General features: G+C 40.5%; 15 protein-coding genes. 9 read left to right on the top strand and 6 right to left on the bottom strand.

Features of this window, described 5'->3' with window-relative positions:
* Positions 1–813 (bottom strand): SDR family oxidoreductase, encoded by an 813-nt coding sequence (locus QWY93_RS11040; RefSeq protein ID WP_290248301.1) that lies wholly within the window; start codon positions 811–813, stop codon positions 1–3.
* A gap of 465 nt (positions 814–1,278) precedes the next feature.
* Between QWY93_RS11040 and rlmD the strand changes: the two genes are divergently transcribed.
* Together rlmD and QWY93_RS11030 are read left to right on the top strand one after the other, a co-directional pair.
* Complete coding sequence (gene rlmD / locus QWY93_RS11035; protein ID WP_290248300.1) at positions 1,279–2,685, top strand: 23S rRNA (uracil(1939)-C(5))-methyltransferase RlmD; 1,407 nt, start codon at positions 1,279–1,281, stop codon at positions 2,683–2,685.
* Positions 2,685–3,059, top strand: a complete 375-nt coding sequence (locus QWY93_RS11030; protein WP_379945425.1) for a hypothetical protein — start codon at positions 2,685–2,687, stop codon at positions 3,057–3,059. Before rlmD ends, QWY93_RS11030 begins: the two co-directional genes overlap by 1 nt.
* 61 nt (positions 3,060–3,120) lie before the next feature.
* On the opposite strand, the gene QWY93_RS11025 is transcribed toward QWY93_RS11030, so the two are convergent.
* From QWY93_RS11025 to rsmA, 5 genes are all read right to left on the bottom strand, one after another.
* Positions 3,121–3,519 carry an HIT family protein gene (locus tag QWY93_RS11025; RefSeq protein WP_290248299.1) on the bottom strand — a complete coding sequence of 133 codons (399 nt, stop codon included), beginning with the start codon at positions 3,517–3,519 and terminating at the stop codon, positions 3,121–3,123.
* A gap of 50 nt (positions 3,520–3,569) precedes the next feature.
* Positions 3,570–4,043 carry a transcription elongation factor GreA gene (greA, locus tag QWY93_RS11020; RefSeq protein ID WP_290248298.1) on the bottom strand — a complete coding sequence of 158 codons (474 nt, stop codon included), beginning with the start codon at positions 4,041–4,043 and terminating at the stop codon, positions 3,570–3,572.
* A gap of 145 nt (positions 4,044–4,188) precedes the next feature.
* Positions 4,189–5,121 (bottom strand): NAD(P)-dependent oxidoreductase, encoded by a 933-nt coding sequence (locus QWY93_RS11015; protein WP_290248297.1) that lies wholly within the window; start codon positions 5,119–5,121, stop codon positions 4,189–4,191.
* Positions 5,122–5,317: 196 nt separating this feature from the next.
* Positions 5,318–6,685: a magnesium transporter gene (gene mgtE, locus QWY93_RS11010; protein WP_290248296.1), complete on the bottom strand. Its 1,368-nt coding sequence runs from the start codon at positions 6,683–6,685 to the stop codon at positions 5,318–5,320.
* The gene (rsmA, locus tag QWY93_RS11005) at positions 6,673–7,455 is read right to left on the bottom strand and encodes a 16S rRNA (adenine(1518)-N(6)/adenine(1519)-N(6))-dimethyltransferase RsmA (protein ID WP_290248295.1); all 783 of its coding nucleotides are present in this window, start codon (positions 7,453–7,455) and stop codon (positions 6,673–6,675) included. Before rsmA ends, mgtE begins: the two co-directional genes overlap by 13 nt.
* A 55-nt stretch (positions 7,456–7,510) precedes the next feature.
* On the opposite strand from rsmA, the gene QWY93_RS11000 reads away from it, so the two are divergent.
* The 7 genes from QWY93_RS11000 to accB all read left to right on the top strand — a co-directional run bounded on the left by QWY93_RS11000 (position 7,511) and on the right by accB (position 13,309).
* Positions 7,511–8,944 carry a leucyl aminopeptidase family protein gene (locus QWY93_RS11000; protein WP_290248294.1) on the top strand — a complete coding sequence of 478 codons (1,434 nt, stop codon included), beginning with the start codon at positions 7,511–7,513 and terminating at the stop codon, positions 8,942–8,944.
* 6 nt (positions 8,945–8,950) lie between these two features.
* Positions 8,951–9,970, top strand: a complete 1,020-nt coding sequence (gene pdxA, locus QWY93_RS10995; protein ID WP_290248292.1) for a 4-hydroxythreonine-4-phosphate dehydrogenase PdxA — start codon at positions 8,951–8,953, stop codon at positions 9,968–9,970.
* A 77-nt stretch (positions 9,971–10,047) separates the two neighbouring features.
* A complete protein-coding gene (locus QWY93_RS10990) occupies positions 10,048–10,623 on the top strand; it encodes a YceD family protein (protein ID WP_290248291.1) in 576 nt (191 codons plus the stop codon).
* A gap of 17 nt (positions 10,624–10,640) precedes the next feature.
* The gene (gene rpmF, locus QWY93_RS10985; RefSeq protein ID WP_290248290.1) at positions 10,641–10,832 is read left to right on the top strand and encodes a 50S ribosomal protein L32; all 192 of its coding nucleotides are present in this window, start codon (positions 10,641–10,643) and stop codon (positions 10,830–10,832) included.
* Positions 10,833–11,138: 306 nt separating this feature from the next.
* A complete protein-coding gene (locus tag QWY93_RS10980) occupies positions 11,139–12,137 on the top strand; it encodes a beta-ketoacyl-ACP synthase III (RefSeq protein WP_290248289.1) in 999 nt (332 codons plus the stop codon).
* A gap of 27 nt (positions 12,138–12,164) precedes the next feature.
* Positions 12,165–12,728 (top strand): elongation factor P, encoded by a 564-nt coding sequence (efp, locus tag QWY93_RS10975; RefSeq protein WP_290248287.1) that lies wholly within the window; start codon positions 12,165–12,167, stop codon positions 12,726–12,728.
* Positions 12,729–12,829: 101 nt separating this feature from the next.
* Positions 12,830–13,309, top strand: a complete 480-nt coding sequence (gene accB / locus QWY93_RS10970; RefSeq protein ID WP_290248286.1) for an acetyl-CoA carboxylase biotin carboxyl carrier protein — start codon at positions 12,830–12,832, stop codon at positions 13,307–13,309.
* The last annotated feature ends 24 nt before the right edge of the window (positions 13,310–13,333 follow it).

The raw sequence follows: 13,333 nt of genomic DNA, 5'->3' as shown, positions 1-13,333 counted from the left end.
TTACTTAAAGGGAGAATCTTTTTCTTTGGCCATATGCCTATATACAATACCGTCCATGATGCCTGGTATCCATTTGTTTAAAAAAACGGCTAGCTTTCCCTCCCTGGTAAGTACCAAGTCCCTTTTTTTCTTGCGGGTTGCTTTCAAAATATGCTCAGCCACATCTTCTGCAGACATCATTTCTCCTTCTTCCCTGGGCGAGGCTCCCTGTGCATTCCCATTGGCCGTAAGTGCATTTTGCCGGATATTAGAAGATGTAAAACCAGGACAAGCCACCAATACATGTACCCCTCTCTTCATCACTTCAGTCCTTAAGGCTTCCAGGAAACCGTTCATAGCATATTTACTGGCTGTATAAGCAGTTCTTGCTGGTGTACCCCGGTACCCATTGATGGAGGATACACCTACAATAGTCCCCTTATTTTTCAAAATTTCAGGTAGGCAAAATTTGGTCGCATACACGGTACCCCAAAAATTGGTATCCATCACCTGATGAAACACTTCCATTTCCAATTCTTCAAACAAAGCCCGCATGGAAATCCCCGCATTATTTATCAAAATATCAATCTTTCCAAAATGGCCCAGGACAGCTTCAGCCATGGCTTTATTATCCTCCGCTTTTCCTGCATCGGCTTTTATTCCAAAGCAATCAATCCCTTCTTTTTGCAAATTCAACAAGGTTCTATCCAATTTATCCTGGTTTCTCCCAGTAATGGCAACCTTAGCTCCTGCCCTACCAAAAACTATTGCACAGGCCTCTCCGATACCCGAAGTGGCACCTGTAACAATGACTACTTTGTCCTTTATTATCATGTTTACTACTTCTTTAATCCTAAAGATAATCAATTCAGTGAAATTGCCTTCCTCGTAAGAAAACCAACACTAACTAAGATTACCATTAAATTAGGAATTGCGTTGTATGTTACTAGATTTTTTATGGAATAATATTACCCCCCTTGTACATCTCCCCCTGAACTTTTAACCAAACAGACTAATACCAGAGCGGTTGTAGACTGGAGATTACTACCTATTATTCGAGAAGTATCCTGGATCCAACAAAAACCGAATTTTATAATTTATAGTGATTTGTTCGCTCTCAGCTTGCTGAACTTCTCTAATATGCCAGCTCAGAAATCCTTGCACATAATACCTTGTACTTATTACCCACCAACCGTATTTAAATTCTCCAATGGATCCCAATTCTCCAAATCAAACATCAAAAACAAGATATTTTACGATAGAACGCTGTTCCAAATAATATTGTTAATTTTGCAGCCTATGTCGAGAAAGATGAAAAATAAGGTTTTGGAAAACCTTACTATCGAGCGGATTGCCTCTGAGGGCAAGAGTGTAGCACACTATAATGGAAAGGTGGTATTTGTACAGCAAGTGGCTCCTGGGGATGTTGTGGATGTAAGGGTAAGAAAGGCAAAAAGCAGCTTTATGGAGGCTGATGCCATCAAAATCCATGAGTACTCCAAAGACAGGGTGGAACCCTTCTGTAAGCATTTTGGAGTATGTGGGGGATGCAAATGGCAGCATATTAATTATGACCTTCAACTTTCTTACAAAAGGCAACAGGTGATTGATCAATTTGAAAGAATTGCCAAAACCCCAATTCCTGAGGTAATGCCCATAATAGGTTCTCAGGAAACCCAGTATTACCGCAATAAAATGGATTTCACCTTTTCCAACAACCGATGGTTAACTAGGGAGGAGATTGATTCAGGAGAAACCTTTGAACGAAATGCATTGGGATTTCATATCCCCAAGCGTTTTGATAAAATTGTTGATATTGAACATTGCTATCTTCAGGGCAATTTGTCCAATGATGTCAGAAATGCCTTAAGGGATTTTGCCCTTAAAAATAACATCTCCTTCTTTGATATGATCCAACAGAACGGAGTGTTAAGAAATCTAATCATCCGGACCAGCTCCACAGGGGAAATCATGGTCATTGTACAATTTGGGGAAGATCAACCGGAGGAAATTCAAAAGGTAATGCAATTCCTGGCAGACACATTTCCTAATATCACTTCTCTATTATATATCATCAACCTCAAAAAAAATGAAACCTTCCATGACCAGGACATCCATGTATTCCAGGGAAGGGATTATATCATAGAGGGAATGGAAGACTTAGAATTTAGGATAGGCCCTAAGTCCTTTTATCAGACCAATTCGGAGCAAGCATACCAACTGTATAAAGTAGCCCGGGAATTTGCAGAACTGAAGGGTGATGAAGTCGTTTATGACCTTTATACTGGAACTGGAACCATAGCAAATTTCGTTGCCAAAAAAGCTAAACAGGTCATAGGTATTGAATATGTGGAAGAGGCTATCGAAGATGCCAAACTTAACTCCAAGATTAATAAATTGGACAACACCCTCTTCTACGCCGGAGACATGAAGGACATCCTAAATGATGACTTTATCCAAAAGCATCAACAACCGGATGTTATAATCACCGACCCCCCAAGGGCAGGCATGCATGAGGATGTTGTTAATATGCTGCTAAAATTGGAAGCTCCCAAAATAGTCTATGTGAGCTGTAATCCAGCTACACAAGCCCGGGACGTGGCCTTGCTAGGGGAAAAATATCAAGTGGACAAAGTTCAGCCAGTGGACATGTTCCCCCAGACCTACCATGTAGAAAATGTTGTACTATTGACTTTAAATTCATAATGAGAGAAGACAACGATCCAGAATTGAATGGAAAATACTTGGGAACCATTACGAAGGATTTTATTAAAGTAGCCGATACCCTAAAGGAAGCATCCTATCAGGTACGGTCCCGAAAATTCTCCCAATTCCCCATATTTCCGGTTTGTAAAACAGAACAACCTATTGGAAAATTGTTGATGGGCAACCAGGAGTTGGCTATTGACTGGAATTATTATATTACCTACCTGGATGAATTTATCCAAAGGCAATTGATTGATGAAAATGGATTGGAGGATTTCAAACAGGCTTACAAAGACCCTGATGAATTCTGCTGTTTATTTGTGGTGGATGAGGGGTTCACCAACTTTGTTTATATCCCTTACCCCAACGAATAATGAAAAAAGCCTTTCCTGAAATCAGGAAAGGCTTTTCATTTATCCATTGACATTTTTTCAATTAAAGTTCCACAGCATTACTTATTTTTTCTGCGATACTTTTCAATTCTTCCTCACTTAATTTCAGTTTGGGCCTGCTAAAATTAATATCTCCCATACTGTTCATGGGCACCAAATGCACGTGAACATGAGGTACTTCCAGACCAATCACTGCCACTCCCACTCTTGTACAGGAAATGGTCTTATCAATGGCTTTGGCCACTCTCTTGGCAAAAATATGGAGTCCCGATAAATGGTCATCTTCCAGGTCAAAAATATAATCGACCTCTTTTTTAGGGACCACCAAAACATGACCTTTTACCAAAGGCATGATATCCAAAAAAGCGATAAAATTGTCATCCTCGGCAACAATATGGCCGGGAATTTCTCGATTGATGATTTTAGTAAATATGCTTGCCATGGGATAAAAATAAAAAATCCCGAATGGATTACCATCGGGATTCTAAAGAATTAATAGTTAATCTCTAATATTTCAAATTCTATCACTCCTGCCGGGGCTTTGATTTGGGCAATCTCCCCAACTTTCTTTCCTAATAGACCTTTTCCAAATGGGGAACCCAAAGATATTTTATTGGATTTCAAATCAGCTTCTTCCTCAGAAACCAAAGTATAGGCAACAGTTGTACCGTTTTTTACATTTTTTATCTTAACGGTACTGAGAATCCCCACCTTGGAGGTGTCCATCTTAGAATTATCCAATACACGGGCATTTCCCACTACCTCCTCCAGTTTGGAGATTTTTAATTCCAAAAGTCCTTGGGCATCCTTAGCAGCATCATACTCTGCATTCTCACTCAAATCGCCCTTGTCACGTGCTTCTGCTATCTGCTTTGCAATGTCTTGCCTTCCCTTGGTCTTCAATTCCAGAAGCTCCTCTTTCAACCTTTTAAGCCCTTCTTCTGTGTAATACTGTATTTTTCCCATAGTCAAGTTATTTTCTAAAGCTTGGAAAATAAAAGAACGGTCTCCATTCTGAAGACCGTTTCATATTTCTGCTTGTTATTTCTTCGTTTAACGCAAAGATAATGATCTAGAAACGATAATACAATTATAAATCCCCTAAAAAAGTTCACCCGGGGAACCTGGCTTTAATTTTTCCAACCAACACCTTGTTGATTTTTTCATAGGATTGAAAAGTCCAACCCGCAACATGTGGACTAAAAATCACATTGGATCTTGCTATCAACTCTTGGAAATTATCCTTTTCATCCGCAGTAAAAGTATGGAGCTTTTCATTTTCCAATACATCCAGGACGGCTCCTTTCAGGATTCCCCGACCCAAGGCTTGATTCAAAACAGCCATTGAAACCACCTTTCCCCTGGCAGTATTGATCAGATAAAATGGTTTTTTAAATCCTTCCAAAATATCCATGGTAAAATATCCCTTGGTTTCAGCAGTAAGAGGCACATGGACGCTGAGAATGTCGGCTTCTTGCTGGATTTGTTCAAACTTGGCTTCTTGGGCATATTCATCCCCATAGCTCATTTTATATTTGTCATAAGCCAGCACTTTAACACCAAAGCCTTTTAATTTTTTGGCAAGGGCTTGCCCCATATTTCCATATCCAAAAATTCCAACTGTCTTTCCGGATAGCTCTTCCCCTCTATTTCCTTCCCGGTCCCAGATGCCCTTCCTTACTTCTCCATCCGCTTTGGGGATATGGTTAAAAAGAGACAACAACATACCAATAGCCTGCTCTCCAACTGCATCCCGGTTTCCTTCTGGGGCATGAAAAAGCTGAACACCTCTTTTTTGTACATAATCCAAGTCAACTTTATCCAAACCTGCACCGGCACGGCCTATAAATTTCAAGCGGCCAGCCTTATCCAATAATGACTCATCCAAATTTGTTTTGGATCGGATGATAATCCCTTCATAACCTCCAATTATTTCCTCAATGCCCTTTCGGGAAATTTCAGGTTGATAATCTGCTTGGTATCCGGCTGCTTCCAGTAATGGAACAATGCTTTCATGCATGACATCCGTAATCAATATCCTCATGTGTGTATAATTTTAGCTCTTATTTTGGAAATCAAAGGCCCGTCCTACAACTATATAAAAATCTCACTTATCAGCCCTTAAAATCACATTAGGCAATTACCTTTATATAAAACCTCCAACCCTTCATTGGAAAAACCGTTCAGGTGATTTTTATTGTTAAATTAAAATTTTTGATAGAAAAAACTTCATTTGGGAGTCAAAGATTCAAAAGCATCATGGCCACAAGGAAATAAACGGCCAAACCCAGTAAATCATTTGCAGTAGTAATAAAGGGTCCTGAGGCCATCGCAGGATTTATTCCTATTTTATCCAATACGATGGGAGTTAAGGTCCCCATAAAGGAAGCAAGTAATACTACACTAAATAAGGCTAAGCCTACTACCAGCCCAAATCCCACATCATAACCATAAATAAAAACTATGGTGCACAGCACTACAAAACCTAACACCAACCCATTGAGAATGGCCACTAAAAGCACTTTGGCAAACCTCCTTCCAATGCTTTCTGCAAATATTGATTTCGCCGCAAGTGTTTGTACCACCAGGGAAGAAGATTGAATACCCACATTTCCCCCGGTGGCTGTTATGAGGGGAATAAAGCTGGCCAAAGCAATGTATTTATTAAGACCTTCTTCAAAAACTCCAATGATCTTCGCCCCCAAGAGACCTCCTATTATTCCAATAAGCAACCAGGGCAATCTTGCTTTGGAAAGCCGGAATACGGAATCAGACTCTTCCACATCATCTGTAATACCGGTCATGGCATGCATATCCTCTTCGGTCTGTTCACGGATCACATCCAGGATATCATCCACTGTAATCCTCCCTACCAGTTTATCTTTTGCATTAACAACGGGTATGGCTTCCAGATCATATTTCCGCATGATCTCAGCAATCTCCTCCTCATCCATGTAAGTAGGAACTGACACGATATCACCTTCATATATATCCGCAATCCTAGTTTGGGAGGAGGATAAAATGATCTTTTTAAGGCCTACCCTGCCCAGTAGCTTTTCTTTATTATCTACCACATAAATAGAGTAGATTTTCTCAACATTCTCCGCTTGCCTTCTGATTTCATCGATGGTCTGTATTACGGTCCAATTCAAATTGGCTTTGATAAGCTCTTTGGCCATCAATCCACCAGCACTACCTTCCTCATAGCGCAGAAGATCAAGAATATGGGCAGATTTTTCTTTCTCTTGAAGGTAGCTAATGACTTCTTCCCGGTCTTTTAACACCAATTGGTTCAGGATGTCCACCGCATCATCGGAATCCATATGATCCATTAAGGATGCCAATTCAGTTGATTCCATTTCCTGAACTGCTTTAAACTGGGTTTCCTCATCCAGTTCAATCAGCACATCAGCAGCAAACTCATGGTCCAAAACCCGGAGCACGTACAAGGCCTCTTCAATATCCAATTCATCCAAAAGGGAGGCTACATCCGCCTCATTGGCCCCATCGAGGGATTGTTGGATGAAATTATTATCCTCTATCTCTATACTCTCCCTGAGGGATTCCAGGTATTCCTTGGAGAGTTCAAAAACTTTTACTGTTTCCAAGACGCTTGTAATTTATTGGTGAGAGAAATAAACTCCGACACACTCAATTGTTCGGCTCTTTTGTCAAAAACGGGGTCTTTTTTTAATTCATCGGAAAGATTTAATGATTTCAAGGCATTGCGAAGCGTTTTTCTTCTGGTTCCAAACCCCATCTTCACTACTCTAAAAAACAACTTTTCATCACAATCCAAAACTGCAACCCCATTCCTGGTCAATCTGATTACACCACTGTCCACTTTGGGTGGTGGGGAAAATACTCCGGGAGGAACTGAAAATAAATAATCGATATCAAAATAGGCCTGCAAAAACACACTCAGTATGCCATAATCCTTATTTCCTTTTGGGGAAGCAATCCTTTTGGCAACCTCTTTTTGTAACATGCAAACCACTTCCAATACCTGGTCCCTGTTTTCTAATACTTTAAAGAATATTTGGGAAGAGATGTTGTAGGGAAAGTTGCCGGCAATGATATAATCCCCTCCCATGATCTTCCCAAGATCATATCTTAAAAAATCGGCCTCAATAATATTTTCAGAAAGTTCAGGATACTTTTTATGGAGATAAGCTATGGATTCTTTATCAATATCTATCAATTTCAAATCCCATCCTCCTTTGATAAGGAAATCAGTCAACACTCCCATTCCAGGCCCAATCTCCAAAACTTTGCGAACTCCCTGATGCCCAGTCACCGAAGCAGCAATTTTCTCTGCTATGCTTAGATCTGTGAGAAAATGTTGCCCCAGGTGCTTTTTTGGTCTGACCTTTTCCATCCTTAGTTCAATGATAAAATTTATAGTAAATTGCCATTCAAAATTAAGACAATATATGTTAACCTCCATAAGATTACTACACTCTCCCGGAAATATTCCTTTGAAAAATGGAGTAGTTTTTCTTTCCGGTGAGGATGAGGTGTCTCAACTACCATTAGATAAAGAACAGCAAAATTTTATAAACCAAAGGCTATTTAAACTGAATAAACAGCAAGTTTTTTGGACAAATGAAAAGCTTCAGCTTTTGTTCGTCCGGCCTATTCAAAAGAAAGATGCTTCCTATCAATTGGAATATTCCCGTAAAGCCGGTGCTTCCAGCTGGAAATTCCTTTCGGATTTCTCCAGCCCACAAGTATTCTTTTATGGCAAATCCGAAAGGTTGCTTCTAGCTTTCCTGGAAGGCTTAATTTTAAGTTCTTACTCCTTTTCTAAATATAAATCCAAGAAAAAACAAGTTCCGGACACCCTGGAAGTAATCACTGACATTACCGAAGAACACCAAATTGAATCGCTATTGGCAAGCACCCTGGCCACCTTTGAAGCAAGGAACCTTGTCAATGAACCGGTGATTTTTTTGGATGCGATTAGGTTAGGTTTGGAAATAGAAAGGCTGGGAAAGACCTACGGTTTCACTACCGAAACCTTGGATGAAAGCCAGATAGCCTCCCTAAGAATGGCTGGACTTCTGGCGGTAAATGCTGGTAGTGAAATCCCTCCTACATTTACCATTTTGAAACACAAACCTAAAAGGCAAAGATTCAAAAAGCCTATAGTTTTGGTCGGCAAAGGTGTAGTATATGATACCGGAGGTCTAAGCCTCAAACCTACACTAAATTCTATGGACTTCATGAAAGCAGACATGGCAGGCGCTGCTGCTGTCATCGGTGCCATCTGTGCCGCAGCCAAATTAGATTTACCTGTGGAAGTAATTGGTTTAATTCCTGCCACGGACAATCGCCCTGGATTTAATGCCGTTACTCCGGGTGATGTGATTACCTTTGCCAATGGAAAATCTGTCGAAATATTAAATACAGATGCTGAAGGAAGGCTGATTCTTGCCGATGCTTTGATTTATGCCCAAAAATACGATCCCAAACTAGTCATTGACTTGGCTACTTTAACCGGTGCCGCTGCAGGAGCCCTGGGAAAAGAAGGTGCAGTAATGATGGCCAAAGCCTATGAAGAAGACAAAAGTTACCTTAAAAGAGCCGGCCAGGAGGTTTTTGAAAGATTACTGGAATTCCCCTTATGGGATGAATATGGGGATCAACTTAAATCTGAAATTGCCGACATCACCAACCTGGGAGGGGCAACCGGCGGCGCAATTACCGCTGGTAAATTTTTGGAACATTTTATAAATTACGATTGGATCCATATTGACATTGCAGGTCCATCCTTCCTTAAAACAGGAGAAACTTATAAACCTGCGGGAGGCACTGGATTTGGGGTTAGACTGATCACCCAGTTTTTGAAAAACATTTGTAACTAAAGAACAATGAATCATAAAAAGGATAAACCCATTATTGGCATCTCTATTGGAGATATTAACGGGATAAGTGCGGAAGTTACCATGAAGGCCTTGCTGGACACCAGAATGCAAAAGCTGATCACTCCGGTAATTTATGCACACGGAAAAGCGTTAACTTTTTATAGGAAACACCTGAATTTGGATGATTTTAATTTCATGCAGATAAGGACTATCCACGAAGTTCACCATAAAAAAATCAATGTCATTAATGTAGTGGATCAATGTCCGGAAATCATCCCAGGAGTAGAAACTGCCGAATCTGGCAAAATGGCATTAGCGGCCTTGGACCAGGCCATCAAAGATTTAAAAGAGGAAAATATTGATGCGCTGGTTACTGCCCCACTAAACAAAAACAATATCAACAGTGATGAATTTAAATTTGTAGGTCATACAGAATATCTAACTGAAGCCTTTGGAAGCACAGAGAGCATGATGTTTATGGTTTCAGAAGATATGAGGGTAGGTCTGGTAAGTGGACATGTGCCTTTAAAAGAAGTCATCCAAGAGGTCACCACCGAAAAAATCAAAAAGAAACTAAAGATTATGCTTCGGTCTTTGAAGGATGATTTTGGCATTGATAAACCAAAAATTGCCGTATTGGGTCTTAACCCCCATGCGGGTGAGGATGGTCTTTTGGGAGAAGAGGAAGCCAAAGTTATCCAACCTGCCATCCGTGAATTTCAGGATGAAGGCCATATGATTTTCGGCCCTTATGCTCCGGATGGTTTCTTTGGTATGATGCATCAGAAAAAGTTTGATGGCATTTTGGCCATGTACCACGATCAAGGGTTAATTCCTTTCAAAGCATTATCCTTTGAAACCGGGGTCAATTTTACTGCAGGGCTGCCAATCATCAGAACTTCCCCAGACCACGGCACCGCTTATAACATAGCAGGTAAAAACATTGCAGACGAGGGTTCTATGCGTGCTGCCATCTATCTTGCCCAGGACATTATCGCCCAAAAAACACCCTGGGAAGTAGAATAGAAAAATAAATAGAACTAGGGTTTTATTTTTACAAAATAGTTCCCTAAATTTGCGGTCTTAAACTAGCAGGAGGAATCGTGAAATTCTGGAGAGTTTTTGACATTGACATCATCAAATTAAGTGAGGGAGAACACGAGTTCTCTTTTGATATTGGCGATGATTTCTTTGCTCATTTTGAAGCCAACGATATTATCGAAAAAGGCAATCTAAAAGCAAAGGTTATACTTGATAAGCAGGTAAACCTTATGGAGGCAACATTTGACATTGAAGGGAAAGCAGAATTGACCTGTGACAGGAGTCTTGAAAAGTTTGACCATCCTTTATCCATAAATCAAAAGATCCGTTACAAATACGGACCAGAGGAGCAGGAGATCAACGAGGAAATTATCATGATTACCAGAGACACCCCTTCCATCAATGTGGCTCAACTGATATATGAATTTATCATATTGGCCCTACCTGCCAAAAAAATCCATCCGGACTATATCAATGAGTTGGATGAGGAAGATTTGGACAGAGAGGGGCAATTGGTTTACTGGTCAGATGAACCTGATGACAGTAGTCCGACACCCAATACACCTTCGGAAGATGATTCCGAAGACCATATTGACCCACGATGGGAAGCATTAAAAAAATTTAAGAAAAAAGATTAATCTAAAATTGTATAGAGATGGCACATCCTAAACGAAAAATTTCAAAAACCAGAAGAGACAAAAGAAGAACTCACTATAAGTTGACAGCTCCTGGCTTGGCTAAATGTCAAACCACCGGTGAATACCACTTGCCACACAGGGCTTATTGGCTGGACGGGAAACTTTACTACAAAGGCCAAGTTATCATTGAAAAAGAGGTTCTTGCTTAATCCAAATCCCATGCTAGCAGTGGATAGCGATTACCGCAGGTAAACTTTTATAAAATCCATTCGAGGGCCCTCGGATGGATTTTTTTATGACCAATTGTTTTTACCTGAAATTTTATCAATAAAGGTTAGAAATAGGATTCTACTTATAAAAATTCTTGGTGGTAAAGCACATTTTAAATAATTTTGAGAGCCAAATTTATTTTGCCCAACAACCTATTTATGTAAGTGGCAAAATATCACATAATGGAGTAAGTGCCTTTCCCTAAAAACCCCTATGAGTAAGCACTTTCCCAAAACAAAAACTAAATGAAAAAAACTAGAGCTGTTATTACCGGAGTTCAAGGTTGGGTCCCTGATTATGTATTGACCAATAAGGAACTGGAAACTATGGTAGAAACCAGTGACGAATGGATCACTACCCGTACCGGTATTAAAGAAAGAAGAATACTCAAAGGAGAAAACCAAGGCACATCCGTCATTGGCGCCAATGCGGTCAAAGGTTTGTTGGAAAAAACCAATACCAACCCTGAAGACATTGACCTGATCATTTGTGCCACTGTAACTCCCGACATGCCATTCCCAGCAACAGCAAATATTGTTGCTGATATGGTGGGTGCTAAAAACAGTTATGGTTATGACATCTCTGCAGCCTGCTCTGGCTTTGTTTATGCCCTGACCATGGGAAGCCAGTTTATAGAAACAGGAATGCATAAAAAGGTCATTGTAATTGGGGCGGACAAAATGTCCTCAATTGTCAATTACGAAGACCGAACCACCTGTATCATTTTCGGTGACGGCGGAGGTGCGGTATTATTGGAACCTACCACAGAGGAACTGGGGGTCATGGACTCCATTCACCATGCGGATGGTTCTGGGGCACCATATCTTCACATGAAAGCCGGAGGAAGTCGAATTCCTGCCAGTATTGAATCAGTAAATGCAAAACAACACTTTGCCTATCAGGAAGGATCAACGGTGTTTAAGTTTGCTGTAACCAATATGGCGGAAGTCAGTGCCCAGATTATGGCCAAAAACAACCTCTCCGGAGAGGATATACAATGGCTGGTACCTCACCAAGCCAACAAAAGGATCATTGATGCCACAGCCAACCGAATGGGAATAGGGCCGGAAAAGGTCATGATGAACATAGAAAACTATGGCAACACCACTGCTGGAACAATTCCACTCTGTCTTTGGGATTATGAATCAAAACTCAAAAAAGGAGACAACCTAATTCTGGCTGCTTTTGGGGGAGGATTTACATGGGGAGCAGTTTACCTCAAGTGGGGATATGACCCAAAATAATTGAAACTTATAAAAAGTAAATAAACGATGGCAAGTACTGCAGATTTTAAAAATGGTCTCTGCATGGAGCTCAACAATGACATCTATACCATTGTTGAATTTCAGCATGTAAAGCCCGGCAAAGGCGCCGCTTTTGTCAGAACCAAGTTAAAAAGCCTTACAACAGGCAAAGTACTGGACAAGACTTTCAATGCCGGTGAAAAGGTTACCACCGCAAGGGTAGAAAAGCGCCCTCATCAATTCATTTACGCAGACGATTTAGGTTACCATTTTATGGATACCAATACTTTTGAACAAATTCCTATTGAACCCAAACTGATCGAAAGGGCTGATTTGTTGAAAGAAGGACAGATGGTGGACATCCTCATCCACGATGAGACAGAAACACCTTTGGGAGTTGAATTGCCCCCATTTGTGGAATTGATGATCACCTATACCGAGCCGGGAATCAAAGGTGACACAGCTACCAATACCCTTAAACCTGCCACCTTGGAAACTGGCGCTACTGTAATGGTGCCCTTATTTGTAGACCAGGACACCCTGATTAAAGTAGACACCCGAGATGGTTCCTACTCAGAAAGAGTGAAATAATTTTAATACCTATGTGATTTTATTAAATTACATAGCCTATCATATTTTTAAAACATTTAGAAACGCTTAATATTATTAGCGCTTCTGCAAACAAAATCAATATGAAACCGAAAGAAATTCAGGAATTAATAGATTTTATTTCGAACTCCGGATTAGCCGAGGTGAAAATCGAAACAGACGAATTTAAATTGTCCATCAAGAAAAATTCGGAAGCGAGTGTTTCTCAAAGTCATGCTCCATCAGCACCCGCTCCGGCACCTGCAGCTACAAACGCTGCTGATCCAAGTCCTGCGGCATCTGCACCTTCCGCACCAAAAGCAGAGGACGATACTTCCAATTATGTGGAGGTTAAATCCCCCATGATCGGTACTTTTTACCGTTCGGCCAACCCTGAATCAGATCCATTTGCGAATGTGGGCGATTCGATAAAAGCTGGACAAACGGTTTGTATCATCGAAGCCATGAAACTATTCAACGAAATTGAATCAGAAGTTTCAGGTAAAATTGTTAAAATCCTAGTTGAAAATGCATCCCCCGTGGAGTATGATCAACCTCTATTCTTAGTCGATCCGGCAGGATAAAATTCAATTTGTTTCATCAACCCG

Origin of the sequence: Echinicola jeungdonensis, assembly GCF_030409905.1 — a bacterium.
Classification (GTDB): Bacteria; Bacteroidota; Bacteroidia; order Cytophagales; family Cyclobacteriaceae; genus Echinicola; species Echinicola jeungdonensis.
Note: the sequence above shows the minus strand (reverse complement) of the source record. Positions and strands in the feature narration are given on the sequence as shown.

Excerpts from the sequence above, each read along its gene's own strand:
- rlmD (WP_290248300.1), top strand. The coding sequence starts at position 1,279 with ATGTCGAGAAAGATGAAAAATAAGGTTTTGGAAAACCTTACTATCGAG.
- greA (WP_290248298.1), bottom strand. The coding sequence starts at position 4,043 with ATGGGAAAAATACAGTATTACACAGAAGAAGGGCTTAAAAGGTTGAAA.
- rsmA (WP_290248295.1), bottom strand. The coding sequence starts at position 7,455 with ATGGAAAAGGTCAGACCAAAAAAGCACCTGGGGCAACATTTTCTCACA.
- rpmF (WP_290248290.1), top strand. The coding sequence starts at position 10,641 with ATGGCACATCCTAAACGAAAAATTTCAAAAACCAGAAGAGACAAAAGA.
- QWY93_RS11030 (WP_379945425.1), top strand. The coding sequence starts at position 2,685 with ATGAGAGAAGACAACGATCCAGAATTGAATGGAAAATACTTGGGAACC.
- QWY93_RS11015 (WP_290248297.1), bottom strand. The coding sequence starts at position 5,121 with ATGAGGATATTGATTACGGATGTCATGCATGAAAGCATTGTTCCATTA.
- QWY93_RS10980 (WP_290248289.1), top strand. The coding sequence starts at position 11,139 with ATGAAAAAAACTAGAGCTGTTATTACCGGAGTTCAAGGTTGGGTCCCT.
- QWY93_RS11040 (WP_290248301.1), bottom strand. The coding sequence starts at position 813 with ATGATAATAAAGGACAAAGTAGTCATTGTTACAGGTGCCACTTCGGGT.
- accB (WP_290248286.1), top strand. The coding sequence starts at position 12,830 with ATGAAACCGAAAGAAATTCAGGAATTAATAGATTTTATTTCGAACTCC.
- QWY93_RS11000 (WP_290248294.1), top strand. The coding sequence starts at position 7,511 with ATGTTAACCTCCATAAGATTACTACACTCTCCCGGAAATATTCCTTTG.
- QWY93_RS11025 (WP_290248299.1), bottom strand. The coding sequence starts at position 3,519 with ATGGCAAGCATATTTACTAAAATCATCAATCGAGAAATTCCCGGCCAT.
- efp (WP_290248287.1), top strand. The coding sequence starts at position 12,165 with ATGGCAAGTACTGCAGATTTTAAAAATGGTCTCTGCATGGAGCTCAAC.
- pdxA (WP_290248292.1), top strand. The coding sequence starts at position 8,951 with ATGAATCATAAAAAGGATAAACCCATTATTGGCATCTCTATTGGAGAT.